Below are 26,791 nucleotides of genomic sequence, written 5' to 3'. Positions count from 1 at the left end.
TCTTCGATGCACTCAGACAGCCATCTGCTCGTGGGGCGAGCCATGGTGACGCAGCCAGGTGAAGCTCAGCACCACCAGCAACACCATCAGCGTCATGATGGCGCCCAGGGTCACCTGCCCCTCCATCGGGAAGCAGGCGGCCAGCAGGGTGACTATACCCGCCCCCAGGTTCTGCATCCCCCCCAGGATGGCGCCGGCGGTCCCCGCCTGCCCCGGGAAGGGCTCGATGGCGCAGGAGGTGGCGGTCGGGTAGAGGATGCCGCTGCCGATGAAGTAAACCGCCGCGCCGCCCACCAGGGAGGCCGCGCTCACCAGCCCGAACAGGCCAGGCACCAGTATGATGAGCGAGCCCAGCGCCAGGAAGACGATGCCAAGGCGCATCAGCTTGCCCTGACTCAGGCGGAAGCTCAGCTTGGCGGAGAGCCACGCGCCGAACAGGTAGCCGGGCAGCGGCAGCACGAACAGCACGCTCACGGTGCGCGCGCTCAGCTTCAGCACGTCGCCGAGCAGCACGCCCGCCGCCGCCTCAAACACCGCCAGGCCGGCGAAGGTCGCCATCAGGCAGAGCAGGTTGCCCTGGAAGCGCGGGTTGCCAAGCACGTGGCGATAGGCGGCACCCACCCGCAGTGGCTGTTGACGCGCGGTCACCGACAGGGTCTCACCAAACCAGGCCAGCAGGGCCAGGGTGGTCAAGGCGCCGAAGCCGAACAGGAACCAGTAACCGGCGCGCCAGTTGAACAGCTCGGTCAGCCAGCCCCCCAGCACGGGCGCCAGCAGCGGGGAGAAGATCACTCCCATGCTCACCAGGCTGTTGGCCCGGTTCAGCTCGGCGCCGCTGTAACGATCGCGCATCACGGTGCGGCTCATGGCGCCACCGGCACCTGTGCCCAGCCCCTGAATGAAGCTGCCGATCAGCAGCGCCATGAAGCTCGGGATCAGCTGAATGGTCAGGGTACCCACCAGAAACACCATCATGCCAATGAGCAGCACCGGGCGACGGCCGATGCGATCCGACAGCGGGCCATAGACAAACTGGGAGAGCCCGTACGGAATGAGGTAACAGGCCATCACCGCCTGCAGCTGGCCGGAGGCCACATCGAAGTCCCCCGCCATCATGGGAATGGAGGGCACATACAGGGTCTGGGTCATCTGACCCACGGCGACCATCAGAATGGTCAGAAGAAATAGGGGGTAAAAACTGTGCCGATACATATCTCAGTCCCGCAAATCATCAAAAAGCTGCCGCACCCCTGGCAGATAGCTGCGAAGGGGATCCAAACAAGGATCAATCAAGGGTAAAAAAACAAGGCGGAGAACCCGCACCGGCCGGGAGCAGGACGCTCCCTTGGCTTGCGTGAATCTTAGTGATTCAGGTCACAAAAAACGAACGAATCTTTATAATCAGCTTTCCCTAGTTTTTCTAATATAACTATCTCTATGCCCCTTTCCGGCTCGCCAAATCAAGGTGTTATCTGCTCGGCGACCTGGCCTGTTCATAGCGGGCCTGATGACTACGAGAGCCGCACGCGGCCATGGGCAGAGAGGCCGTGGATCATGGGTCCGGCGCATCGGGGACGGGAGTTGTTCAGGCAAAATCGGATGACGGGCGGAATAGAAGGAACAGATAAAAGAGATGGCCCCATGACGGGGCCATCTTGACCTCAGCGGGTCATCATCTGCTGCACCCGCTTGGCCGCCTCTTCAGGCGTCTCTTCCTTGCGGGGCGGAATGTTGACCCCCTTCTGACACGCGGGCTTGGCGGCCATCCGCTCCATCCAGGCTTGCAGATGAGGCAGGCCATCGATGGAAATCCCGCTCCAGTCATGGATCCGCACCCAGGGCCAGGTGGCGATGTCGGCGATGCTGTACTCGTCGGCCAGGTACTCGTGATGGGCCAGATGGACGTCCAGCACCTCAAACAGGCGGCGCCCCTCCTTCTGATAGCGTTCGATGGCCGCTGGGATCTTCTCCGGGAAGTAACGGTAGAAGACGTTGGCCTGTCCCATCATGGGGCCGACCCCGCCCATCTGGAACATCAGCCACTGGATGGCCTGGGAGCGGCGCTTGGGGTCCTGCGGCAACAGCTTGCCCGCCTTCTCCGCCAGATAGAGCAGGATGGCACCGGATTCAAACACGGCGAAGTCACCGTTGTCCCGATCGACGATGGCCGGGATGCGGCCATTGGGGTTGATCGCCAGAAAGTCGGGCTGCTTCTGATCCAGCGCCGACAGGTCGAGTGGGATCACCCGGTAGGGAAGGCCCAGCTCTTCGAGGGCAATGCTGACCTTGAAGCCATTGGGGGTTGCTGCAGTATAGAGATCGATCATCGTGGGCTCCTTGTGATTCAAGCCTGGGCACTTGGACGGGCGCTGACCCGTTCATGCCAGTCCTGCAAATGCAATTGGTTGGGGGCGATGCGCAGTCCGACCACCTTGCCAAAATCTATGGTACAGAGGGTCAGGATATCGGCGATGGTGAAGCGCTCTCCCGCCACATAGGGGACCTCGGCCAGCCGCTCGTCCAGCTTGCCAAACCAGGTCAGTGCGCTTTGCTTGCACTCCTCCCCCCACTCGGGAAAGGGGGTCTCGCGATCCTTGTAGAACCCGGTGATGTGGCGAAACGCCATGCCGGTGGGCAGCCAGAGGTTGAACTCGATGAAACGGCTCCACATCTCTATGGTCGCGCGCTCCAGTGGCGTGGTACCGAACAGGTTAGGGTCGGGATAGAGCTCTTCGAAGTAGCGGCAGATGGCCAGGGTCTCGCTGATGTGGGTGCCGTCATCGAGTTCCAGCACCGGGATGCGTCCGGCCGGGTTCTTGGCCAGAAACGCCGGGCTCAGGTTCTCCCCTGCCCCCAGGTCCACCTGCTGATAGGTCATCTCGACCCCCTTCTCCGCCAGAAACATCCTGACCCGGCGGGCGTTGGGGGCGCGCTTGAGCTCATACACCTTCATCTCATTCTCCGTTGATAGCCATCCTGTTCTCGCCGTACCCCGCCGGCTCTGAGAGTGACACAAAGCCGCGGCGCAATACCGGTCAGTTGAAACATCTTACCCCTCCACTCTGGCGTAAGATGTTTCCTTGTTTCTTATGACAAATATTGCGCCGCTTGAACAGTCCATCAGTGGAGATAACTAGCTGAGCAGCCCCGCGGATTGGCGCTGGCGCAGCAGGGTGAGACGGGCCAGCAGGGGGAAATAGGACTCCAGCTTGCTCTGCAGCACACGGCTGCAGGCGGGATCCGCCAGCTCGGCCTCGTCCAGCACTATGCCGTTGGAGACGAAGTAGAAACGCGGATCCCGCACATCCGGCCCCTGGGTGGGCAGGTTGTCGGCCTGCCGGCTCACCCGCAGCGGCAGGACGGGCAGTCCCAGAGGTGCATTGCCGAGCGGCCAGGCAAACTCGGGCCAGGCAACATCATCCTCTTCCTGCAACAGGATGGCGGCCTCCCCCGGCTCCGGCCGCCATTGCGCCGGTTGAACGACGCGCACCTCGTCGACGCAATGACCCTCACCGCTGACGGCTTGCAACGCGATCAGCACTCCCTGTGCCGTCGCAGCCGATGGTTTTTGACTGATTAATGACAGATTCATGGTTCATATCCCTATGCTCACCACAGCCTGTTATTCAGCTGCCGCGATAAGACTAGACCAAAAAGAGCCTTTATTGGAGCCGTCAGATCTGGCAATCGTCAACGCGCAGGAACCCATGTATAACGGTTGCCATTCCTGAATATCCTGATAAGATACCGCGTCCTTTTGTCCCCCGTTCTTTAACATCCAGTGGTGAACCTATGCATCCGATGCTGAATATCGCCGTGCGCGCTGCGCGCAACGCCGGTCAAGTTGTAGTAAAAGCCTTCTCCCAGCCTGAGAATATCGAGGCTATCCAGAAAGGCAGCCATGACTTCGTGACCAACGTTGACCGTGAAGCCGAAGCGGCCATCATTCACACCATCAAAAAATCTTACCCGGAACACAGCATCATCGCTGAAGAGTCTGGTGAGATTGCCGGTACCAATCCGGACTACCAATGGATCATTGACCCACTGGATGGCACGACCAACCTGGTCAAAGGCATTCCGCACTTTGCCGTCTCCATCGCCCTGCGCGTCAAGGGCAAGACCGAACAAGCCGTCGTTTACGATCCTATCCGTGACGAGCTGTTTACCTCGACTCGTGGTAACGGCGCCCAGCTGAACGGCTACCGCATCCGTGTCGGCAAGGCCAAAGAGATGGCTGGCACCGTACTGGCGACCGGTTTCCCGTTCAAGCAGAAGCACCACATCGAACCCTATCTGAAGATGTTCCAGAGCATGTTCATCGAGTGTGCAGATATACGTCGCGCCGGCTCCCCCGCGCTGGATCTGGCCTATGTGGCCGCCGGCCGCATCGACGGCTACTGGGAAATCGGTCTCAAGCCTTGGGAAACTGCCGCCGGTGAGCTGCTGGCCAAGGAAGCCGGTGCCATCGTCACCGACTTCGTGGGTGGTCACAACTACGAAAACTCAGGCAACATCGTGGTCGCCAACCCGCGCGTCCTGAAAGAGATGCTCGGCAAGATCCGTGAGAACCTGCCGGACTCCCTGGCCAAATAAGCCGGTGTTTTCCAATAAAAAGCCAGTCAGCTCAGCTGACTGGCTTTTTTTATGGCCGTCGTACGGGAAGAACGTGCCTTCGCAGGTTGCAAGGGAGGTGCGGCGACAAGCGCCAACATGGGGCAGACAGGAATGTAGAGAGGATAGAGGCTGCACCGTCAATCAGATGGTGCCGTTGCGCCCCATGTTGATCACCACGCGCCGGTTCTTGGCACGGCCACCTTCGGTTTCGTTGGATGCCACGTGTTGCTTCTCACCGTGCCCCTCCACCGAGATCTTGCCCTCCTCGACGCCAAGATCCATAAATACCTGCTTGATGGCGTCGGCCCGCTTCTCGGAGAGCTTCTGATTGGGCCAGCGCCCGCCATAGCTGTCGCTGTAGGCGTCGATCACCACCACGTCTATGCTCTTGTCCGCCTTCAGATACTCGCCGATCATCGCCAGCCGCCGCTTGGAGGAGGGGGACAACTCGTCGCTGTTCTTGTCATAGGAGAGCACGCTGAACGCGATGTCGTTGAAGTTGTAAGGTAGCAGGCCGCTCAGGCAGTCCATGAAGGCCTGGTATTTGACTCTGAAGTTGACCGAGGAGAGCGACACCCGCACCGGCCTGTCCTGGCGATACCAGTCGCGATACTGGAAGGTGGGCATGCGCCCCCCCTCCAGCTCATCCAGCATGGTCCAGGCGGTCTGGCCGGCCACCAGGCCGTCAAACTGCTGGTAGAACTGCAGCTGGCTGATCTCGCGGCCAGCCACGCCAGGTCGCCAGATGGGGGGCATGATGCCGAGGCTCACTCGCTGGGTTCGCGCCTGGGGGCGCTGCCCCTTCAGCTCGAAATCCAGGTTGATCTTGCGACCGGCACGGCTGACGAAGGCCCCCGTGCCCCAGCGGGGAATGGGGTGCTCGAGGCGACACTCCACCTGGGTGTCCGAGGTCAAACGCCAGACGGATTGATCCAGGCCGGCACCAAATTCGGTGACCCCCGCCTGCAACTGCATACTCACTGATATGCTGACCAACCCTAACACCCAAGCATTCAACGGCTTGCCCTCCATACGATCTCGGATTAGATATCGGCAGGGGCTGGGCAAGCTTTAGCAACAAACCAATGTGGCCTGAGGAGAAAAGCCAAGCGAGTGGCCTCAGACTGGCAAGCGGCAGTGCATCGGCCAAAAATCGCGGGCAAGGCCGCCGCTGACCGGTCGTCCGGGGGGACAAGGGCGCGCTTTTTTGCCATAATGCCGCCTTCTTTCACGCCGACCGAGATACCATGACCGACGCCGTTCACACCCTCAAGGGCCGCTTTCGTGGCTTCTACCCCGTCGTCATCGATGTTGAAACCGCCGGGTTCAATGCCAGCACCGACGCCCTGCTGGAGATCGCCGCCTATACCCTCAAGATGGATGAGCAGGGCTGGCTCCTGCCCGATCAGGTCTTTCATTTTCATGTCGAGCCATTCGAAGGCGCCAACCTGGAGAAGGCGGCGCTGGAGTTTACCGGCATCGATCCCTTCAATCCGCTGCGCGGTGCCGTCAGCGAGAGAGAAGCGCTGACCGAGATCTTCAAGGGCATTCGCAAGGGAATGAAGGAGCACGACTGCGGCCGCGCCATCATAGTGGCCCACAACGCCACCTTCGATCACGGCTTCGTGATGGCCGCCGCCGAGCGGGCCGGCCTCAAGCGCAATCCGTTCCACCCCTTCGCCACCTTCGATACCGCCGCCCTCTCCGGCCTGGCCCTGGGCCAGACGGTGCTGGCCAAGGCCTGCCAGAGCGCCCGCATCCCGTTTGACAACAAAGAGGCGCACTCCGCCCTGTATGACACCGAGCGCACCACCGAGCTGTTCTGTCATATCGTCAACCGCTGGAAGAGCCTGGGTGGCTGGCCACCGGTCAACCCGGATGAAGTCCCCGCCGACGACAGCCCCCAATAGTCGCGCCGGAGCATGAGAAAGAGGCTGCCGTGGCAGCCTCTTTCCATGAGGCCGCTGGGCACCACCTCATGCCATCTGGTTCGACCAGAACGGCATAAACAGGGCCATCCAGCACCGTTTTTAGCATTCCATCCCGGCCATTCCGGATTAGCTCGGCAGGAATGCCGTGAAGAGGCTATTTTGCCGATTTTTTTCTCGACATTTGTCACGTTTTTCGCAAACTAGCTGACTTTCACACGACAGACAGCAACACAATCTATAAGGAAATCAAATGAATCCTGTTGTTATCGCGGTTGCGCTGATGCTGGTGCTCAGCCTGCTGCGGATCAATGTGGTGGTCTCCCTCGCCATCGGCGCCATCGTGGGCGGCCTGGTCGGCGGGCTCTCACTGGAGACGACGCTCAGCACCTTCAGTGGTGGCCTGGGTGGCGGCGCCGAGATCGCCCTCTCCTATGCCATGCTGGGGGCCTTCGCGGTTGCCATCTCCCGCTCCGGGATCACCGACTTGCTGGCCCGCAAGGTGATCAGTCAGCTGGGCAAAGATGCCAGCACCTCTCGCATCCTCTGGGTCAAGACCCTGCTGCTCTCCTCCGTGCTGGGGGTCTCCATCTCCTCCCAAAACCTGATTCCGGTGCACATCGCCTTCATTCCCATCCTGATCCCGCCGCTGTTGCACGTCATGGCCCAGATGCAGATCGATCGCCGCCAGGTGGCCTGCGTCATCACCTTCGGCCTGACCGCGACCTACATGCTGTTGCCGGTGGGCTTTGGTGGCATCTTCCTCAACAACATCCTGGCCAAGAACCTGATCGATAACGGCGTGCCGGTCGAGCATGGCCAGCTGCCGCTGGCGATGGCCATTCCGGTGCTGGGCATGTTCATCGGCCTGCTGATCGCGGTCTTCATCACCTACCGCAAGCCACGCCAGTATGATCTGGAGAAGATCCTGGCCGCCGAGCCGGAGACGGTCGAGCTCAACCTCAACCACATCTGGGTCGCCCTGCTGGCCATCGCCGTCGCCCTGGGGCTACAGCTGATGACCAACAGCATCGTACTCGGTGCGCTGGCGGGCTTCGTCATCTTCACCTGCGGCGGCGTCATCAAGTTCCGCGAGAGCCAGGATGCCTTCACCCAGGGCGTGCGCATGATGTCCCTCATCGGTTTCATCATGATCTCCGCCGCCGGCTTTGCCGCCGTGATGAAAGAGACCCACGGGGTGGAGAGCCTGGTGCAATCCGTCTCTGCGGTGATCGGGGATCAGAAAGGGCTCGCCGCCTTCCTGATGTTGCTGGTTGGCCTGCTGATCACCATGGGGATAGGCTCCTCCTTCTCCACCGTGCCCATCATCGCCACCATCTATGTGCCGCTGTGCATCCACCTCGGCTTCTCCCCCATGGCCACCATCGCCTTGGTGGGAGCCGCCGGCGCGCTGGGGGATGCGGGCTCTCCCGCCTCCGACTCGACCCTGGGCCCGACCTCGGGCCTCAACGCCGATGGTCAGCACGATCACATCTGGGACAGCGTGGTGCCCACCTTCATCCACTACAACATCCCGCTCATCATCTTCGGCTGGATTGCCGCCATGGTGCTCTGAGTTGGCAATAAGATAGCTGCATACGAAAAGGCGACCCCAGGGTCGCCTTTTTTGTCTCTACAGGGAGGCGCCTCGGCCTCGTAATACCGCCGAGTGGACTCACTCCTGCTCACCCGGCAGAACCAGCGCGGGGCCACAGAGCCTCCCTCTCCCCTGCCCAATCCCCACTGCCAGGTCAGCATGGTCCCGCTGGAACCCAACGTCCCCCAAGGAACATGCCCACCCTGAACAGGGTTGTGAGCCAGCCCCTCGCCGCCTCCCTCTGGCCATAGCTGAATGGCTGACTAATGGGCGATCGGGGCATACTCCCCCAGACTCAGCAAGACGGCCCGCCGACTCCTCTTCTGCCATCACAGCTAGTGGGATGAGGCAGAGTGTGCCCGTTGGCGTAGAGGAGATAAGAGCGGCTCAGCCTTTCCACCACCCTGGCCAATGTCCATAAAAAAGGCCGCTCGATGAGCGGCCTTTTATCAGTGCGATCTGGACTTAGCTGTCACGGCGCTTGGGGCCACCGAACTTGCGATCCTTGTTGAAGCCACCTTCACGGCGCTCCCCGCTCTTGTTGAACGGACGGTCACCGCTGGGACGGCGATCCTTGTTGAAAGGACGGTCCTTGTTGAAGGCGGGACGATCGCTGGACGGACGGGGAGCAGTGTTGCTGCCGGCCGGCACTTCGGTGTAGTGGCTGATCTGCAGCGGACGCTGACAGACACGGGCCTTCTTGATCACTTCCAGCACATCGGCGGTCATGCCCTTGGGCAGATCGACGGTGGAGAAGTCATCGGCGATATCGATGTTACCGATGAAACGGCTCTCGATGTTCGCTTCGTTGGCGATGGCGCCAACGATCTGGCCCGGCTTGACACCGTGGTTAGCACCCACGTCTACGCGGTAACGCTCCATCTCTACGTCAGGATTGTCTTTGAGCGGGCGCGGCTCCAGGGACGGCATGCGACGGGCAGGACGATCACCACGGTCGGCGAAATCACGGGGAGCACGATCACCGAAGTCACGGCGCTCGAACTCACGGCCAGCACGATCGCTTGCCGGTTCAGTGATGGAGTCATCCAGCAGCAGCGGTTGGTCACCCTGCACCAGCTTGGCCAGGGCGGCAGCCAGCTCCAGCGGATCGGCAGAATCTTCTTCGATCAGCTCGTTCACCAGGTTCACGTAGATCTCAAGCTCTTCGCCCATCATGGTTTCCCGGATGCGCTCCTTGAACTTGGTCATGCGGTGCTGGTTGATGTCCTCGGTGCTCGGCATCTTCATCGGCTCGATGGCCTGACGAGTAGCGTGCTCGATGGCGCGCAGCATGCGGCGCTCGCGGGGAGCCACGAACAGGATGGCCTCACCCTTGCGACCGGCACGGCCGGTACGGCCGATACGGTGAACGTAGGATTCGGTATCGTACGGAATGTCGTAGTTCACCACGTGAGTGATGCGCTCAACGTCCAGACCACGGGCGACGACGTCGGTGGCGATCAGGATGTCCAGCTGGCCTTGACGCAGCTTGTCGACGGTACGCTCACGCAGCTTCTGCGGAATGTCACCGTGCAGGGCTTCACAGGCGTGACCACGGGCGGCCAGCTTGCCGGCCAGCTCTTCGGCCGCGTTCTTGGTGCGCACGAAGACCAGCACAGCCTCGTACGGTTCCACTTCCAGCAGACGGGTCATGGCGTCCAGCTTGTGCAGACCGGTTACCTGCCAGTAGCGCTGGCGGATGGTCGGTGCAGTGGACGTCTTGGTGATGATCTTGATCTCTTTCGGCTGCTTCAGGTGCTTCTGGGCAACACGGCGGATCTGGTCCGGCATGGTGGCAGAGAACAGGGCAACCTGACGGGTGGCCGGGCACTGTTCCATGATCCAGTCCACGTCGTCGATGAAGCCCATACGCAGCATTTCATCGGCTTCGTCCAGCACCAAGGCTTTCAGGCCGGAGAGGTCCAGGTTCTTGCGACGGATCAAGTCCATCACACGACCCGGGGTACCCACGACAACCTGAGCACCACGACGCAGGGCGCGGGTCTGGGTTTCGTAGGAGGAACCACCGTAGATCGGCAGGACATGGAAGTCCGGCATGTGCTTGGCGTAACGTTGGCACGCCTCAGCAACCTGCAGCGCCAGTTCACGGGTCGGTGCCAGCACCAAAACCTGGGTGTTACGGTTACCAGCTTCCAGACGAGACAACAGAGGCAAGGCAAAAGCAGCGGTCTTCCCTGTACCGGTTTGCGCCTGCCCCAGCAGATCGTGTCCCGCCATCAGGTGGGGGATTGCTGCGGCCTGGATGGGAGACGGGCGCTCATAGCCCACGTCCTGCAGCGCTTTCAATACAGGCGCGGCCAGTCCAAGCTCACTAAAAAGGGGCAGTTGTTCGGTATCAGACATAGATTCGATTCTTCCAGATTAAGGCAGGCGGCTAACACCGCGGAATAGCAAAAAGGCGGCGATTATAGCGCCACTTTGTTCTGCTGTCTTGAAAAATGTGATAAGCATCTCAAGACGTTGGCAATTATAGAGGGATCTCGCGACTATGGCTTGCTTATTTTGCACGCATGGTGCGTTATTGCAGATCACTTCTCGCGAAAGTCCTTGTCCAGCTTGTGTTTTAACACCGCCATGGTGAGCCGGCTGGTACACAACAAACGCGCCCTTTCATCCCGAATTTCAATCTGCCAGACCTGGGTAGTGGCCCCCAGATGCAGGGGCGAGCAGCGCCCTGTCACCACCCCTTCCCGTTTGGCCCGCAGATGGTTGGCGTTGACCTCCAGCCCCACGCAGTAGCTGTCCGGTCCGACCGCCATATTGGCAGCCAGCGACCCCAGCGTCTCCGCCAGCACCACTGAGGCGCCGCCGTGCAGCATGCCGAGTGGCTGATGGGTGCGGTGATCCACCGGCATGGTGGCCTCCAGCCAGTCGGGGCCAAAGGCCGTGTAGTGGATGTCGAGATGGGCCATCAGGGTATTGCGAGAGCTGGCATTGAGCCCGTCGAGGCTCATGGGTTTGCGCCAGATGGGGGCGATATCTTGATTCATGACGAGATGACTCCTTGTATGATCAATGGGTTGAAACATGCTGCGTCAGAGAGAGCGCACAAGAAGAGATGCCCCGCAGTGCAGGGCATCCGGCAAAAATGATAACCGACTCACCAGGGGTAGGTCACCCCTGGCCACTCGGCCCAGGGCAGCTCCCGCCCCGGCAAGCGCGGGGCTGACCAGCGCCACGTATTGCCAAGCCAGGCGCGCAACTCGCGCTCCAGCTCGCCATCGCTGAGCGGTGCCTCGGCCACCTTCCAGAAGAACAGCTCCACTTCCACCTCCGGCAATACCGAGGGGTAGAGATAGACCCCGCCCCAGAACTGGGGCTCCCGCTCAGGGCTCCACAGGCCATAGGCGAAGGAGCGCTTGGCCAGAAACTCGGAGCGCTGCCACTCCAGATCGGCCTCGTGCTGACCCAGGCTGAAGTGGGCGGAGGGCCAGACATCGTCGGGCCGAAACAGCTGTTGCAGCTGCTGCCGCTCCCGCAGCATGGCGACGAACTCCACCACCGCCTGCTCCGGGCTGGTCGGCAGCAGCAGGAAGTGCGGGTGCCGAAAGGCGGGCGGCACCCGGAACCGTTTGGGCAGGCTCAGCATCAGAGCAGTTCCAGCAAGGCCTGCAACGGGTGCTTGAGTTTCTCCCCTTCCATGCGTTTGACCTGGCTGCGGCAGGAATAGCCGGTGGCGAGGCAGCGGGCCTTCGGCAAGCGGGCCAGCGGCTCGGCCCAGCTTAAGGAGTAGATCCCCTTGGAGTTGTCCACCTGCTTGGCGTCGTGACCATAGGTGCCGGCCATGCCGCAGCAACCGACCGAGACCGGCTGCAATTTGGCGCCGAAGCGGCCGAACAGCGTGCTCCAGTCGCCATGGGTCGAGGGCTTGGCGGTCTTCTCGGTGCAGTGGGCAAACAGATACCAGGGCTCGGCCTGCTCGCCATCCACAACTTTAGCTTCGGGGGCGGGCAAGGTGTCTGCCGGAAGAGAGAGCAGCCACTCCTGGGGCAGCAGCACCTGGAAGTCGCCACGGGCGGCGCCCAGCGCCTTCACATACTCATCCCGATAGCAGAGCACCAGGGAGGGATCCACCCCCACCATGGGGATGCCCAGGGCCGCGATCTTGTTGAGGAACTGGGCACTGTTGGCCGCGGTGCGGGCGAAGGCACGCAGGAATCCCTTCACGTGTTGCGGCTTGCCGTTGGGCTTGAACGGCAGCAGATAGGGCTGATAGCCCAGCTTGCTGGCGAGTCTCACCAGGTCCCGCACCACGGGGGCGTCGTAATAGCTGGTGAAGGGATCCTGCACTATGAGTACCACTTTGGCACGCTGCTCTGGGCTCATGGCCTCGAGGCCCGGCAGATCGAAGTAGCGGGCGCGGTGATCGCGCAGGGCGTCGGCCAGGGTCGGCACCGAGAGCAGCGGCACATCCACCATGCCGATGCTCTTCTCGGTCGCCTTCTGGGCCCACTCCTTCTCCAGGAAGAAGTTGACCAGTTTCGGCGCCTTGGCCAGCAGCGGCGCATAACTCTCGACGGTGCCGACGAAGTAATCCTTGGGACCGCGCAGATAGCGGCTGTGATAGAGCTGCATGAAGCGGGCGCGGAAATTAGGCACATCCACCTTGATGGGGCACTGGCTGGTGCACGCCTTGCACGCGAGACACCCCTCCATCGCCTCCATCACCTCGTGGGAGAAGTCATACTGGCCACGGGCGCGGGCCACCGTATTGCGGAACTTGTCGACGATGGCCTTGATGCGCAGTCCGCCGCTTTGCAGCGCCACCTCTTCCGCGAGGGGATCGAAGCCCTGCTCCGCCAGCTGGCGCAGCCATTCGCGCATCAGGCCCGCCCGGCCTTTCGGCGAGTGGCGCCTGTCCTTGCTGATCTTGACCGAGGGGCACATGGGGGAGTCGGTCTCGAAGGTGAAGCAGAGGCCGTTGCCGTTGCAGTCCATGGCGCGGGTGTAGCTTGTCCGCACCGCAATCGGGATCTGGCGGTCGAACTTGCCGCGCTTGGGGCCGTCTACCGACACCAGCTCGGCGCCGCTGCCATAAGGTATACAAATTTTGCCGGGGTTGATGCGGTTGTCGGGGTCGAAGGCCCCCTTCACCCGCTGCAACTCCTCCCACAGCTCGCCGAAGAAGGCGGGGCTGTACTCGGAGCGGAAACCCTTGCCGTGCTCGCCCCACATCAGGCCACCATATTTGGCGGTGAGCGCCACCACCTGATCCGAGATGCGGCGCAGCAGCACCTCCTGCTCGGGATCGCACAAGTCCAGCGCCGGCCGCACGTGCAGCACGCCGGCATCGACGTGGCCGAACATGCCGTAGTCGAGGCCATGGCCATCGAGCAGGGCGCGAAACTCCATGATGAAGTCGGCGAGGGATTCCGGCGGCACTGCGGTATCTTCGGTGAAGGCCACCGGCTTCTTGCGCCCCTCGGCGTTGCCGAGCAGCCCCACCGATTTCTTGCGCATGCCATAGATGGTCTCGATGCTCGGCAGGTGGCTGCACACCTGATAGCCGATGATGCCGGCCTCGCCGCGCGCCAACAGCCCATCGATGCGCCGGCACAGCTCGGCCACCTTGGTCTGGTGCTCGGCTTCGTCGGTGTCGGCAAATTCGACGATGTTGAGCCCCTGCAGATCCTTGCCGGGCACGTCCTCAATGAACGCCTTGACCGAGTGCCAGATGATGTCGGCGCGGGCCAGCCCCAGCACCCGGGAGTCCACCGTCTCCACCGACAGGGCGTGGGCCTGCACCATGAAGGGGGCATTCCTGAGGGCCGAGGGGAAGCTGTCGTACTTGACGTTGACCAGGGTGCGATAGCGCGGAATGGCCGTGATATTGAGTCTGGCCTCGGTGATGAAGCCGAGCGAGCCTTCAGAGCCGCACAACACCCGACTCACATCCAGGGTGTCGCTGTCGGGCTGATAGAGATGCTTGAGATCGTAACCAGTCAGGAAGCGGTTGAGCTTGGGGAAGATCGCCTCTATGTCGGCGCGGCGCTCGCGGCCGATGCGGTACAGGGTGCGGTAGATCTCCCCTTCCCGGTTCTCGAGGGCCAGCTTGTCGGCCAGACGCGAACCGGTGACAGGCTCCGTGGTCATGAGATCGCCGTTCTCCAGCACGGCTTTCAGGCCCAGCACGTGATCCGAGGTCTTGCCGTAGACGAGGGAGCCCTGCCCCGAGGCATCGGTATTGACCATGCCCCCTAAAGTGGCGCGGTTGGAGGTGGAGAGATCCGGCGAGAAGAAGTAGCCGTGGGGTTTCAAATAGGCGTTGAGCTGATCCTTGATCACCCCGGCCTGGGCCCGTACCCAGCCTTCCTCCAGATTAATTTCCAGGATCTGGTTCATATGGCGCGAGAGATCGACGATAATGCCGCCGCCCAGGGACTGGCCATTGGTGCCGGTGCCGCCGCCGCGAGGGAAAAAACTCAAGGCGGCATAGGCGCTCTCCTGAGCCAACCTGAGCATGACCGCAATGTCATCCGCGCTACGCGGATAGAGAACCGCCTGAGGTACGACCTGATAGACGCTGTTATCCGTCGCCATCGCCAACCGGCTTGCATAAGACTTTTCGATATCACCACGAAATGCGCTGCGTCCTAGCAACTCAAGAAACTGCAGGGTTGTGGGTGACAAACTGTCCTGGTAATCGAGTCTCGGGATCATGAATCCTTGTTCCCATCCTTTGCTTGATGCCGGAACTCCGGCGACAACGACCGCCAGGCCCGCCTCTATCGGGCTGCCTTGGCCGATCCGCTCACTGAGCGGGCAGTATATCAGCTAGAAAACCGCTTGCGCTCTGCAATCTTCACCATTTGAAAGGAGGACTTTTATGGCTCACCACAGCCATGTTATCAGTACGTTTGTCAGCACCGAGAAACAGGCTCTGACCCTGTCACTGTTCGGCTGCATCAGCTTCGCCATCTTCGGGATCGGCTACGGCCTGTTCGTCGGTTCCAACGCCATCATGCTCGATGGCATCTTCACCCTGTTCAGCATGGGCATGACGGGTTTAGGGTTAATCACCGCCTACCTGGTGACCCGCCCCTCCGACGATCGCTTCCAGTACGGCTACGCCCACTTCGAACCCATCACCAACGTCATCAACGGCACCGTCATCCTGCTGCTCTGCCTCGGCGCCTTCTATAGCGGCATCACCTCCTTGCTGGAGGGCGGACGGGAGATCGATCTCGGCCACGCCCTCATCTACGCCGCCGTCTGCACCTTCTTCTGCGCCATCATCTACCGGATCGAGGCCGGCGTCGCCGAGCGGCTCGACTCCGAACTGGTGCGGGTCGACTCCAAGGAGTGGCTGGTCGACACCCTGCTCAGCGCCACCCTGCTCATCGGCTTCGTGGTCGCCATCGGCCTCGAGGCCATCGGTTACGGCCACTACAACCGCTACATAGACCCCGTGCTGGTCACCCTGCTCGCGCTGTGCGCCACAATGATCCCCATCAAGGTGCTGAGCCGCAACCTGCGGGAGGTGCTCAAAGTGGCGCCCAAGGGGGATGTGCCCCAGCGGGTCGAGCACGAGATCGAGGCCCTGCGTCAGCGCCATGGCATCGAGTGCTACAGCCATCTGGCCAAGAGCGGGCGCCGCTTCGATCTCGAACTCAACATCCTGGTCGCCCCGGATCAGGAGTGGCCCGTCGAGCGCCAGGACGCCCTGCGCCAGGAGCTCTGGTCCCGCCTCGGCGACACCCTGGGCGATGCCTGGCTCTCGGTCTGCTTCACTCGCGAGAAGCGCTGGCTCTGATCTGCCCCGTGGCGAAGGCCCTTGCCGGCCTTCGCCCATCGACCGGCAATCGCATCATCCCCCTTGCCAACGCCGCCATTCCCGTTATCATCGGGACTCATTTTCGCTAAAAGGTACAGTTGCCCATCATGGACAACCCTCGAAGTTGCTCATTTATTCCCCCCGTCAAAACCTATCTCTATCTGCTCAACCAACGCCTCTGAATCGCGCCGTCGCTATCGCTTTCTAGTTCGGCACCCTTGCCGCCATCTGCGTCTGTTCAATTGAGGTCATGTCATGGAATTTTTACTGGACCCTGCCATCTGGGTCGGTCTGTTCACCCTGATCATCCTGGAGATAGTGCTCGGGATCGACAACCTGGTGTTCATCGCCATCCTGGTGAAGAAGCTGCCCCCCGCCCAGCGGGACAAGGCGAGGCTCATCGGCCTGTCGCTGGCCCTGCTGATGCGCCTCGGGCTGCTCAGCATCATGTCCTGGCTGGTCACGCTCACCCAGCCCCTGCTGCAACTCGGTGAGTTCGCCTTCTCCGGCCGGGATCTGATCCTGATGGGCGGTGGCCTGTTCCTGCTGTTCAAGGCCACCACAGAGCTGCACGAGCGGCTGGAGGCCAAGCCGGAGGAGCAAGGCCCGGCCGGCGTCTATGCCGGCTTTGGGGTGGTGATCGCCCAGATCCTGGTGCTGGATGCGGTCTTCTCGCTGGACTCCATCATCACCGCGGTCGGCATGGTGGATCACCTCGGCGTCATGATGGCCGCGGTGACCATCGCCATGGTGGTGATGGTGCTCGCCTCCAAGCCGCTGACCCGCTTCGTCAACGCCCACCCGACCGTGGTGGTGCTCTGCCTGAGCTTCCTGCTGATGATCGGCTTCAGCCTGGTGGCCGAAGGCTTCGGCTTCCACATCCCCAAGGGCTATCTCTACGCCGCCATCGGCTTCTCGGTGCTGATCGAGTTCTTCAACCAGCTCGCCCAGCGCAGTACCCAGCGCCATGAGTCCAGGCAGCCCCTGCGCGAGCGCACCACGGCCGCCATCTTCAAGCTGATGGGCGGCAGCCGGGCCAGCCAGCTCCAGCAGCAGGATGAGGAAGAGGATCAGGGTGCCCCCCGCCCCATCAGCTTCGGGGACGAAGAGCGTTACATGGTGACCGGGGTGCTCTCCCTGGCGGAGCGATCCATTCGTACCATCATGACCCCTCGCGCCGAGATGGAGTGGATCGACCTCAACGACTCCATCGACGAGATCCGCGCCCTGCTGCAGCGGGCACCCCACAGCCTGTTCCCGGTCTGCGACGGGGAGCTGGACGAGATCATCGGCGTGGTCAAGGCCCGGGATCTGCTGTTTGCCCTGAACGAGGGCCAGTCCCTCGCCCAGCTCGCCAAACAGAACGACCCCATCATAGTGCCGCAGACCATCAACGTGATCCGGCTGCTGGCGGAGCTGCGTCAGGCCAAGGGCAGCCTCATCCTGGTGGCGGACGAGTTCGGCGTCATCCAGGGGCTGGTCACCACCCACGATCTGCTGGAGGCCATCGTCGGCGAACTGCCGGACGAGGACGAGACCCCGGACATAGTGCCCGACGGCGAGGGCTGGCTCATCAACGGCAGCACCAACATCCACCATGTGGAGCAGGTGCTGGAGTGCGATGGCCTGGTGAGCGACAGCGACGAGTACGTGACCCTGGCGGGCATGCTGCTCTCCCACTTCGGCGTATTGCCCGACGCGGGCCAGCAGCTGCGCCTCGGCCAGCTCTGCTTCGAGGTGCTGGCGGTGAGCGAGCGGCGCATCGAGCGGGTGCGGGTGACCCCGCTGAACGGCTGATAGCTCTGCCATGCCTTGATATGAAGAGAGGGCCCGCGGGCCCTCTTTCTCATGGTGCTAGGCAAATTGCTGCGTGAGCGACAATTCTCTTCTGCAATTACCCCTCTTTTTCACAATGACACCGGGGGGTAGAGTCGCCTCAATCCCACCATGAGGAACTCAACATGCCACACGATGCCCTGTTCTGCCCCCTGCGCCTCGGCCAACTGCACCTTAACAACCGAATCGTCATGCCGCCCATGACCCGCTCCCGCGCCAGCCAGCCCGGCGATGTGGCCAACGCCATGATGGCCACCTATTACGCCCAGCGCGCCGAAGCCGGCCTCATCGTCAGCGAAGGCACCCAGATCGATCCCCTTGGCAAGGGCTACGCCTGGACACCTGGCATCCATAGCGCCGAGCAGGTCGCGGGCTGGAGACTGGTGACCGAGGCCGTGCACGCCAAGGGTGGCACCATCTTCGCCCAGCTCTGGCACGTGGGCCGGGTCACCCATCCGGACAACATCGGCGGTGCCCAGCCCATCTCGGCCTCGGCCATCCCGGCCGCCGGCGTCAGGGTGTTCGTCGACAACGGCAGCGACGCCCCCGGCTTCGTCGAGACCGCCACCCCGCGCGCCATGAGCCAGCAAGACATCGACGCCGTGGTCGGCCAGTTCCGCCAGGCCGCCCGCAACGCCATGCTGGCCGGCTTCGATGGCATAGAGCTGCACGCCGCCAACGGCTACCTCATCAACCAGTTCCTCGACTCCGAGTCCAATGCCCGCACCGACGGCTACGGCGGCTCGCTGGCAAACCGGCTGCGCTTCCTGAGAGAAGTGACCGAGGCGGTCAGCGGCGAGATAGGGGCGGATAGGGTCGGCGTACGGCTCGCCCCGCTCACCACCCTCAACGGCACCGTAGATGCGAATCCACAGGAGACCTATCTGGCCGCGGCCAGGCTGCTGGGGGATCTCGACGTGACCTATCTGCACATCGCCGAGGCGGACTGGGACGATGCCCCGCTGATGCCGGAGGACTTCAAGCAGGGGCTGCGGGCGGCCTTCCCCAACACCCTCATCTATGCGGGCAAGTACGACGGCGCCCGGGCACGGGCCGCGTTGCAGGCGGGCTGGGCCGACATGATTGGCTTCGGTCGCCCCTTCGTGGCCAACCCGGATCTGCCGAACCGGCTGCGCCACGGCTACCCCTGGGCCCCGCACGATCCGGCCACCCTGTTTGGCGGCGCCGAGCAGGGGCTGACCGACTACCCCCTCTATCAAGAGAGCCGCGAGCCGCAATCCGCCTGAGGCGAGGAACGAGCCAGCAAGCCATAAAAACCAACGCGCCCCTGAGGGCGCGTTGTGCTTTGTCGCGGCTGCAGCCGTTCACACAGAGCCCTAGTTGAGGGTAACCCCGTGACAGGCGGCGTAGCATAGGATCTCCCGGGTCAGCCGTGCCTTGTCTGCCAGATCGAGCCAGCTCGCCTCCACCCCGTTGAGGGACAGCCGGCAGAGCTGCTCCCGGCTGGCGCCGAGCTCCGCCACCAGCGCCTGGAAGTTGGCGGCCATGTAGCCGCCGAAGTAGGCGGGATCATCGGAGTTGATGGTGACGCACAGCCCCTGCTCCAGCAGCTGGAGCACGTTGTGATCGGCCATCTGCGCGAACACCTTGAGCCGGGTGTTGGAGAGCGGGCAGACGGTGAGCGGCAAGCGGGTGTCCGACAGGTAGCGCAGCAGTTCGGGGTCGTCGACACAGCGCACCCCGTGATCGATGCGCCTCACCTGCAGCTCGTTGATGGCCTGCCAGATGTAAGACACCGGCCCCTCCTCCCCGGCATGAGCCACCACCGGCAGCCCCAGCGCCCTGGCCTGGGCGAAGACCCCGGCAAACTTGGTGGGCGGGTTGCCCAGCTCCCCCGAGTCGAGCCCGATGCCGTGGATCCGCTCCAGGAAGGGCTCGGCCTCACGCAGGGTGAGGAAGGCCGCTTCCTCGCTCAAGTGGCGCAGGAAGCTCATGATCAGCCGCCAGCTGATGCCAAAGGCCAGCGCCCCTGCCTGCAGCGCCCGCTCTATGCCGCCGAGCACTGTGGCCAAGGGGATGCCGCGGACACTGTGAGCCTGGGGATCGAAGAAGATCTCCACGTGCACCACCTGCTCGGCGGCGCAGCGCTCTAGGTAGGCCCAGGTGAGATCGAAGAAATCCTGCTCGGTGATGAGCACACTGGCGCCGCGGTAGTAGAGGTCGAGGAAGGATTGCAGGCAGTCGAACTCATAGGCGGCCCGCAGGCTCTCGACATCGGGCCAGGGCAGGGCCACCCCGTTGCGGCTGGCCATGGCAAACATCAGCTCAGGCTCGAGCGTGCCTTCGATATGCAGATGCAGTTCCAGCTTGGGCAAGCCGGCAATAAAGTTATCCATGATGACGGCTCCATCGTCAGACCCAGTACGGGCGCCCCCTTGAGGCGCCCTCCCTCTGCCCCCATTGTGCACCTATCTGGCGCGGCGGGGGAGACTTGTCATCAAAGCGCCTTATAATGGCGACACAAAAAATCATAACCGATTGAAGACATTCAAAGTCGGCGCCCGCCTCGCGTCCGCTCTTGCGCCCTACAAGGAGTTCTTATGAAGAAAAACGTCATCTGTGATATCGACGGCGTCATACTGCACAACAACGATCTGGTGCCCGGCGCCGACCGTTTCGTCCATCGCCTGCTGGAGCAGGGCAGCAAGCTGCTGTTTCTCACCAACTACCCGGCCCAGACCCAGAAAGATCTGCAGAACCGCTTCCGCTCCGCCGGCATCGAGGTGCCCGAAGAGTGCTTCTATACCTCCGCCATGGGCACCGCCGACTTCCTCAAGCGCCAGGATGGCAAGAAGGCCTATGTGATCGGCGAAGGGGCCCTGACCCACGAGCTCTACAAGGCCGGCTTCACCATCACCGACATCGATCCCGACTTCGTGGTGGTGGGCGAGACCCGCAACTACAACTGGACCATGATGCAGCTGGGGGCCAAGTTCGTGGATCAGGGGGCGCGCTTCATCGCCACCAACCCCGATACCCACGGCCCCATGATGTACCCCGCCTGCGGCGCCCTCTGTGCCCCCATCGAGCGGATGACCGGCAAGAAGCCCTTCTACGTGGGCAAGCCGAGCGCCTGGATCATCCGGGCGGCACTCAACCGGATGGAGGCGCACTCCGATGACACCATCATCATCGGCGACAACCTGCGCACCGACATACTGGCGGGCTTCCAGGCCGGCCTCGAGACGGTGCTGGTGCTCTCCGGCGTGAGCAAGGTGGCCGACATCGACCGCATGCCGTTCAGACCGAACCACATCTTCGACTCAGTGGTCGACATCGATATCGTCTGAGCCCGCACTCGGGGCATCCTCTTGCCCCTGCAGGGCGACCCCTTGGCAAGGGGAGGTAGATCGTTTAACTTAACTGCAACATTGTTAAGAAAAGTAAACGAAAACGGGATCGGGACGATCCCGTTGCCCCCTCCGCCATCGCAAGGAAGCCCCATGAAGAACCTGAATGACTGGATCCTGCTGGACCAGCACCCCGTCTCCCCCACCCCGCTGACACCTCCGAGCAATCGCATCAGGGCGGGCAATCCAAGCCAGACCCTGTGGAATCACTACTCGGATCCGAGCCAGCAGTTTCACGTGGGCTTCTGGGCCTGCGAGCCGGGACGTTGGGCCGTCCACTACACAGAGCACGAATATTGCCAGCTGCTGGAGGGTGAGGCGCGGATCCACGACGGCCAGGGCGGCCAGTTGCACCTCAAGGCGGGGGATCAGTTCGTCATCCCGGCGGGCTTCGTCGGCGAATGGGAGACCCTCATCTCTTGCCGCAAACTCTATGTGATCTTTGAACCCGCCGCGGCCTGACGCGCACGTCAAGTACCCGCTCTTTTCCTGCCGCTTGTCCATGCCGCCAGCTTGACGCTTGCGGCATGATTTTCTGCGGTTTTCCCGCTTGCAAAAGGGTTTTACGCTAGGCATTGTGATTGGCGAGGAATGTAAATGGAATTTCGAGCCCAAACGTGGGGGGCTCACATAAAAATCAAGAGGATTACCGCCAATGTGTTCTATTTTCGGCATTCTGGACATCAAATCCGATGCAGCAGCCCTGCGCAAATCGGCCCTGGAGATGTCCAAGCGACTGCGTCACCGCGGCCCCGACTGGTCCGGCGTCTACAGCTCCGACAAGGCCATACTGGTGCATGAGCGCCTAGCCATCGTCGATCCGGGCAATGGCGCCCAGCCGCTCTACAACCCCGAGCGCACTCACGTATTGGCCGTCAACGGCGAGATCTACAACCACAAAGAACTCGAGAAGAGCCTCAAGGTCGACTTCCAGTTCCAGACCCACTCCGACTGCGAGGTGCTGCTGGCACTCTACAAGGAGAAGGGCCCGGCCTTCTTGGACGATCTCAACGGCATCTTCGCCTTCATCCTCTATGACGCGGAGCAGGATGCCTATCTCATCGGCCGCGATCACATGGGGATAATCCCGCTCTATACCGGCCGCGACGAGCACGGCAACTTCTATGTCGCCTCCGAGATGAAGGCCCTGGTGCCTGTGTGCAAGAGCGTCGAAACCTTCCCGCCCGGACATTACCTCTGGAGCAAGGATGGCGAGCTCAAGCAGTGGTACCAGCGCGACTGGATGGAATACGACGCGGTCGAACAGAACGTCAGCGACAAGGCCGAGCTCAAAGCCGCGCTGGAAGCGGCGGTCAAGCGCCAGCTGATGTGTGACGTCCCCTATGGCGTGCTGCTCTCCGGTGGTCTGGACTCGTCCGTCATCTCCGCCATCACCAAGCTCTACGCCGCCCGTCGGGTGGAAGACGATGGCAAGAGCGAGGCCTGGTGGCCGCAGCTGCACTCCTTCGCCGTGGGCCTGGAAGGCTCGCCGGATCTCGCCGCCGCCCGCAAGGTGGCCGACCATCTGAACACCATCCACCACCAGATCCACTTCACCGTGCAGGAAGGTCTGGATGCGCTGACGGATGTCATCTATCACCTCGAGACCTATGACGTCACCACCATCCGCGCCTCCACGCCGATGTACCTGATGGCCCGTTACATCAAGGCGATGGGCATCAAGATGGTGCTCTCGGGCGAGGGCTCGGACGAGCTGTTCGGTGGTTACCTCTATTTCCACAAGGCGCCGAACGCCCGGGAATTCCACGAAGAGAACGTGCGCAAGCTCGCCTCCCTGCACCTCTATGACTGTCTGCGCGCCAACAAGTCGATGGCCGCCTGGGGCGTGGAAGGCCGCGTGCCCTTCCTCGACAAGGAGTTCATGGATGTGGCGATGCGCCTGCAGCCCGCCGACAAGATGTGCGGCAACGGCAAGATCGAGAAGCACATACTGCGCGAAGCCTTCGAGGAGCTGCTGCCCCACGAGGTGGCCTGGCGTCAGAAGGAGCAGTTCTCCGACGGCGTGGGTTACTCCTGGATCGACAGCCTGAAAGCCATGGTCGAGGTCGAGGTGACGGATCAGATGTTCGAGGCGGCGGCGTTCCGCTTCCCCATCAACACTCCGCTCACCAAGGAGGCCTACTACTATCGCGCCATCTTCGACGAGCACTTCCCGCTGGAAGCGGCCGCCCGCACAGTGCCCTATGGCAAGTCGGTCGCCTGCTCCACCCCGACCGCATTGGAGTGGGATGCCAAGTTCAAGGAGATGGCCGACCCCTCAGGTCGCGCCGTGATGGACGTCCACCAGCAGAGTTACTGATCCGCTGACGGACAGCCCGTTGGCCCAAGCGCCAACATCAAAAAAGCCCCTTTCGAGGGGCTTTAATTTTTGGTCATTGTTCGCAGACGCTCGTCGGTTCAGCTGGCCGCCGTTGCCACGTTTAGCGGCATCAATCCTTCTTCGCCTTGTTGGCAAAGAAGATATCGGCCTGAATGTCCTGAGTGCGGACGGTAAAGATCTGGTTGGTCAGCGCCTCGGTCAGTGCCTCCGCATCCTTCATCACCCGCAGATTGAAGTCGTTGAGCATGCTGGTGGCCGCGGCCTTGTCCGTTTTCACCGTCTTCAGATAGCGGGCTTCCACCTCTTCTTGCTCTTTGGCGATCTCCGTCTCCCAGGCCTTGTAAGCCTGCTTCACGATCGGGGCCAGTTTGGGGTAATCCGTCATCACCAGGGTCTGCAGCTTGCGATACTTCCAGTAGATGGAGTCGCTGTCCGCCTTGTCGCTGCCCAGGGCATAGTGGGCCGGATACGCCTCCAGGCCGCTGTAATAGGGCACAAATGCGGTCAGATCCGCCATCCCGAGGCCCACATAGGTCACCTCCCCCACCTCTTTCGGCATCCAGGGACGCACTTGCATCACATGGGCCTCATAGGTGCGAAACACGCTGATGGGGCGCCAGGGCTCCTGCCCGTTCAACCCCTTGCCGTAGGGGTCGTGCTCGGTGCCATCATAGTGATTGCGCAGCACCGCCTTGACCTCATCCAGGGTCATCTTCTTCTCGGGAGTCAGATAGACCGGGAATTGCCGGCCCGCATCCACCGCCTGCTTGAGCGAGGGGTTGAACATCTGCTGTATGGTCCAGACCCTGGGATCGTTGTAGGTACGATCCCGCTCGTCATCGCGGGTATAAGCCTTCGAGAAATTGAAGGCCCCATCCTTTTGTGGCTGGTAGAGCCCCTTCTGCGTCGCAAACTCGATGAGATTTTTCGAGCCCATCATGTCGGCACTCTTGGGATCGTATTGCTGCAGGCGCCCCTGATTGCCCGAGGCGAAATACTGGTTGTTGGGCACACGCTGCGCCATCCAGTGGTGACCGGTCGCGGTTTCCAGATACCAGAGCTCGTTATCGTCCACGACGGCAACGCCGAAGCCCTCACCCGCCCCTATGGTCTCGATGATGTTGCCAAGCAGGGCGACCGCCTCACGGGCCGTGCCGGCGCGGGAGAGCAGCACATCCGGAATGTCATCCTCGGTGATGCCCTTGTCCTCGACGTAAGGATCGAAGGCGAGCGCCGCCGGCGAGGCGAAGATAGATTCGGTACCGCTGACCCCGACGCCTTTCTCATTGAAACCGGTCGCACCGTGCAGCTGGGTCTTCCAGTTCGGCACAGTGGTGTAACGCAGGGAGTTTTTCGGCAAGGGGTAGCTGAAATCATTGGCGCCGTTGTGGGCCTTGGAACTGTGCACGCCGCTCTGCCCCTGCTTGGCCGGATGGATCACGAAATGCTGGGCTTTCAGCGCATCGCTGTCGGCACTGCGGGCCACCATCATGGAGCCATCGGCGGTGGCCTCACTGCCGACCAGCAGGGTCGTACAGGCGAACGCCGAAGAGACCAGCGCCAGGTTGATAGAGAGTGCGACGACGCACTTCTTGAAGGAATGCATAATATCTCCTTGTGGCAGAATTAACGTAACGCTCGGCCCTCCCATATCGGGATGAATATAGGTAAGGCGGTGGTATGTTCGGTGAATATATATTCCCTGTGACAGGCCGGCTGATTATTCACGCCACCTAGCCCAAGGCAATAGGTCAGAAAGTTTATTTCCCGACAGGCGATAAGAGTTCAGGAGTGGTGCGGACAGGCCACCCATCATAAGCAATGCGTCTCACATGTCATGCACCCCAGATTGGCACAGACCCATGTTCCCGATAGGCGACCCTTCATATCTGCCTGAGTGTGGCGATACTAGGTTTTATCCACTGACATAAATGTGACAAAAGGCTCAAAACACCAAAAACGCATTTTTTTCAATTTAAAGTGTCGCCAAATCTGGCAATGGCAGAATCCTTGTCACGATTCAGCGCCCCGTTGCGGGAGCCCTATCCCCACAGCCCTGGAGTCGCACTATTGTGTGCACGCCGAGCCCCTTAAAGGCCTCAACGAGCCGATTAAATGACACTGGAAGCTTAAATATATGGATTCTTAACGCTGGGTTATCTTATATGTGGAGCCTGAGCGCATAGCTATATGGAAAGTACAGCTTACCGTTAGCGTCTGCACGGCTTGCATAAGATCATCATCACCATGGGGCCTGACGATGCTATATAAACGAACATGACGACGGCTTATTATTCACCATTTCCAAGCCATCAATAGCCTCGATATTCAAGATTTATTCCGCCCTCCCACTCATCCCCTTAAATACCCGCGTTCATTTTGCCTGTGACTGCACGCAATCGATCGTAATAAAGGGAATGCAGACATTCCGTCCGACGCTCTTTGCTGGTTTGACCACAAGCACGACTGCCCCACACTGGCCAAGATAGGGGCTCCTGCCTCTCCCCCATTCCCGTTTTTCGCATATTCACTGCCACTCTGGCTACTTGGCGAAGGGGCTCGCTCGTGTCACATTGTTCCGGCTTGGAAGCAACAAAAACAACACAAGGAGAATCTGATGAAGCGACTGCTATTGCCGCTGGCGCTTGGCGCCACCCTGTTCCACGGCGCGGCCCTAAGCGCCACGCCACTCTGGACCCAGGCCCTGCCCGATTACAGCCAGACGTATGACGAGAGTCGGGATCCGGCGCAGGATCTCGCCGCGGCGACCGCCAAGGCAAAGAGCGAGGGCAAGAAGGTGTTGCTGCTGGTGGGCGGTGAATGGTGCAGCTGGTGCCAGGAGATGAACCACTTCCTGGATAGGGAGCCGGACCTGGCCAGCCAGCTCAAGCAGACCTTCGTGGTGGTCAAGGTGAACGTCAGCAAGGAGAACAAGAACGAGCCCTTCCTCAAGCGCTACCCCGAGTATCTGGGGGTGCCTCACTTCTATGTGCTGGATGCGCAAGGCAAGCTGCTGGAATCCTTCAACACCGGTCTGCTGGAGCAGGGGAAGAGCTACGACGAGACGAAATTTGGCAAGTTTGTCGCCTTCTTCCAGCCCAAGACAACCCGTGGCTGAATAACCGGGCCATGATGCAAACGCCCCGCACGGTCGGCTGACGGTACGGGGCGTCGGCTGTGTATCCCGCACTTGCAGTCATTGGCCTCAGGGCCGAGCATCCGGTTACGACTTTTGGCGCAGGTAGAGATCGCTCAGCAGTAGCCATCGATTGCTCCGCTTGAGCGATGCAAGGCGGTCATCAATGA

General features: G+C 61.5%; 21 protein-coding genes. 10 read left to right on the top strand and 11 right to left on the bottom strand.

Features of this window, described 5'->3' with window-relative positions; all coding sequences use genetic code 11:
* Positions 1-12 precede the first annotated feature (12 nt).
* The 4 genes from emrD to KW821_RS06730 all read right to left on the bottom strand — a co-directional run bounded on the left by emrD (position 13) and on the right by KW821_RS06730 (position 3,592).
* The gene (gene emrD / locus KW821_RS06745) at positions 13-1,212 is read right to left on the bottom strand and encodes a multidrug efflux MFS transporter EmrD (protein ID WP_218290895.1); all 1,200 of its coding nucleotides are present in this window, start codon (positions 1,210-1,212) and stop codon (positions 13-15) included.
* A gap of 449 nt (positions 1,213-1,661) precedes the next feature.
* Positions 1,662-2,327, bottom strand: a complete 666-nt coding sequence (locus tag KW821_RS06740) for a glutathione S-transferase family protein (protein ID WP_218290894.1) — start codon at positions 2,325-2,327, stop codon at positions 1,662-1,664.
* 17 nt (positions 2,328-2,344) lie between these two features.
* Positions 2,345-2,953, bottom strand: a complete 609-nt coding sequence (locus KW821_RS06735) for a glutathione S-transferase family protein (protein WP_218290893.1) — start codon at positions 2,951-2,953, stop codon at positions 2,345-2,347.
* Between the two features lie 180 nt (positions 2,954-3,133).
* Positions 3,134-3,592: a hypothetical protein gene (locus KW821_RS06730; RefSeq protein ID WP_042652442.1), complete on the bottom strand. Its 459-nt coding sequence runs from the start codon at positions 3,590-3,592 to the stop codon at positions 3,134-3,136.
* A gap of 200 nt (positions 3,593-3,792) precedes the next feature.
* Here KW821_RS06730 and suhB point away from each other — a divergent pair, with 200 nt between their 5' ends.
* Complete coding sequence (gene suhB, locus KW821_RS06725) at positions 3,793-4,596, top strand: inositol-1-monophosphatase (protein WP_042652443.1); 804 nt, start codon at positions 3,793-3,795, stop codon at positions 4,594-4,596.
* Between the two features lie 162 nt (positions 4,597-4,758).
* Here suhB and KW821_RS06720 read toward each other — a convergent pair whose 3' ends face one another.
* Positions 4,759-5,634 (bottom strand): OmpA family protein, encoded by an 876-nt coding sequence (locus KW821_RS06720; protein ID WP_218290892.1) that lies wholly within the window; start codon positions 5,632-5,634, stop codon positions 4,759-4,761.
* A 230-nt stretch (positions 5,635-5,864) separates the two neighbouring features.
* On the opposite strand from KW821_RS06720, the gene rnt reads away from it, so the two are divergent.
* Both rnt and KW821_RS06710 read left to right on the top strand, forming a co-directional pair.
* Complete coding sequence (gene rnt, locus KW821_RS06715) at positions 5,865-6,527, top strand: ribonuclease T (protein WP_042652445.1); 663 nt, start codon at positions 5,865-5,867, stop codon at positions 6,525-6,527.
* 271 nt (positions 6,528-6,798) lie between these two features.
* Complete coding sequence (locus KW821_RS06710) at positions 6,799-8,121, top strand: Na+/H+ antiporter family protein (RefSeq protein WP_218290891.1); 1,323 nt, start codon at positions 6,799-6,801, stop codon at positions 8,119-8,121.
* A 486-nt stretch (positions 8,122-8,607) separates the two neighbouring features.
* On the opposite strand, the gene KW821_RS06705 is transcribed toward KW821_RS06710, so the two are convergent.
* The 4 genes from KW821_RS06705 to KW821_RS06690 all read right to left on the bottom strand — a co-directional run bounded on the left by KW821_RS06705 (position 8,608) and on the right by KW821_RS06690 (position 14,823).
* On the bottom strand, positions 8,608-10,506 hold the full coding sequence (locus tag KW821_RS06705) for a DEAD/DEAH box helicase (protein ID WP_042652448.1): 1,899 nt from the start codon (positions 10,504-10,506) through the stop codon (positions 8,608-8,610).
* Positions 10,507-10,691: 185 nt separating this feature from the next.
* A complete protein-coding gene (locus KW821_RS06700; RefSeq protein WP_218290890.1) occupies positions 10,692-11,153 on the bottom strand; it encodes a hotdog fold thioesterase in 462 nt (153 codons plus the stop codon).
* Between the two features lie 110 nt (positions 11,154-11,263).
* Entirely contained in the window at positions 11,264-11,752 is a 489-nt protein-coding gene (locus KW821_RS06695) for a hypothetical protein (protein WP_218290889.1), read from the bottom strand.
* Positions 11,752-14,823, bottom strand: a complete 3,072-nt coding sequence (locus tag KW821_RS06690; RefSeq protein WP_218290888.1) for an FAD-binding and (Fe-S)-binding domain-containing protein — start codon at positions 14,821-14,823, stop codon at positions 11,752-11,754. The genes KW821_RS06695 and KW821_RS06690 overlap by 1 nt, the downstream gene beginning before the upstream one ends.
* Before the next feature lie 166 nt (positions 14,824-14,989).
* Here KW821_RS06690 and KW821_RS06685 point away from each other — a divergent pair, with 166 nt between their 5' ends.
* The 3 genes from KW821_RS06685 (at position 14,990) to KW821_RS06675 (ending at position 19,020) form a co-directional block, all read left to right on the top strand.
* Positions 14,990-15,916 carry a cation diffusion facilitator family transporter gene (locus tag KW821_RS06685; protein WP_218290887.1) on the top strand — a complete coding sequence of 309 codons (927 nt, stop codon included), beginning with the start codon at positions 14,990-14,992 and terminating at the stop codon, positions 15,914-15,916.
* A 276-nt stretch (positions 15,917-16,192) separates the two neighbouring features.
* Positions 16,193-17,734, top strand: a complete 1,542-nt coding sequence (locus KW821_RS06680) for a TerC family protein (RefSeq protein ID WP_218290886.1) — start codon at positions 16,193-16,195, stop codon at positions 17,732-17,734.
* 164 nt (positions 17,735-17,898) lie between these two features.
* Positions 17,899-19,020, top strand: coding sequence for an alkene reductase (locus tag KW821_RS06675; RefSeq protein ID WP_218290885.1), 1,122 nt, complete (start codon positions 17,899-17,901; stop codon positions 19,018-19,020).
* Positions 19,021-19,110: 90 nt separating this feature from the next.
* Here KW821_RS06675 and KW821_RS06670 read toward each other — a convergent pair whose 3' ends face one another.
* Complete coding sequence (locus tag KW821_RS06670; RefSeq protein WP_218290884.1) at positions 19,111-20,130, bottom strand: adenosine deaminase; 1,020 nt, start codon at positions 20,128-20,130, stop codon at positions 19,111-19,113.
* 204 nt (positions 20,131-20,334) lie between these two features.
* Between KW821_RS06670 and KW821_RS06665 the strand changes: the two genes are divergently transcribed.
* The 3 genes from KW821_RS06665 (at position 20,335) to asnB (ending at position 23,464) form a co-directional block, all read left to right on the top strand.
* The gene (locus tag KW821_RS06665; protein WP_042652456.1) at positions 20,335-21,084 is read left to right on the top strand and encodes an HAD-IIA family hydrolase; all 750 of its coding nucleotides are present in this window, start codon (positions 20,335-20,337) and stop codon (positions 21,082-21,084) included.
* Between the two features lie 153 nt (positions 21,085-21,237).
* A complete protein-coding gene (locus KW821_RS06660) occupies positions 21,238-21,606 on the top strand; it encodes a cupin domain-containing protein (RefSeq protein WP_218290883.1) in 369 nt (122 codons plus the stop codon).
* Positions 21,607-21,799: 193 nt separating this feature from the next.
* Positions 21,800-23,464 (top strand): asparagine synthase B, encoded by a 1,665-nt coding sequence (asnB, locus tag KW821_RS06655; protein WP_218290882.1) that lies wholly within the window; start codon positions 21,800-21,802, stop codon positions 23,462-23,464.
* Between the two features lie 130 nt (positions 23,465-23,594).
* Here asnB and KW821_RS06650 read toward each other — a convergent pair whose 3' ends face one another.
* Positions 23,595-25,091 (bottom strand): C69 family dipeptidase, encoded by a 1,497-nt coding sequence (locus KW821_RS06650; RefSeq protein ID WP_218290881.1) that lies wholly within the window; start codon positions 25,089-25,091, stop codon positions 23,595-23,597.
* 1,011 nt (positions 25,092-26,102) lie between these two features.
* On the opposite strand from KW821_RS06650, the gene KW821_RS06645 reads away from it, so the two are divergent.
* Entirely contained in the window at positions 26,103-26,603 is a 501-nt protein-coding gene (locus KW821_RS06645) for a thioredoxin family protein (protein WP_218290880.1), read from the top strand.
* The last annotated feature ends 188 nt before the right edge of the window (positions 26,604-26,791 follow it).

The organism is Aeromonas sp. sif2416, assembly GCF_019218665.1.
GTDB classification, from domain to species: Bacteria; Pseudomonadota; Gammaproteobacteria; order Enterobacterales; family Aeromonadaceae; genus Aeromonas; species Aeromonas encheleia.
The sequence above is the reverse complement of the archived record's forward strand: the minus strand, read 5'-3'. Positions and strand labels throughout refer to the sequence as shown.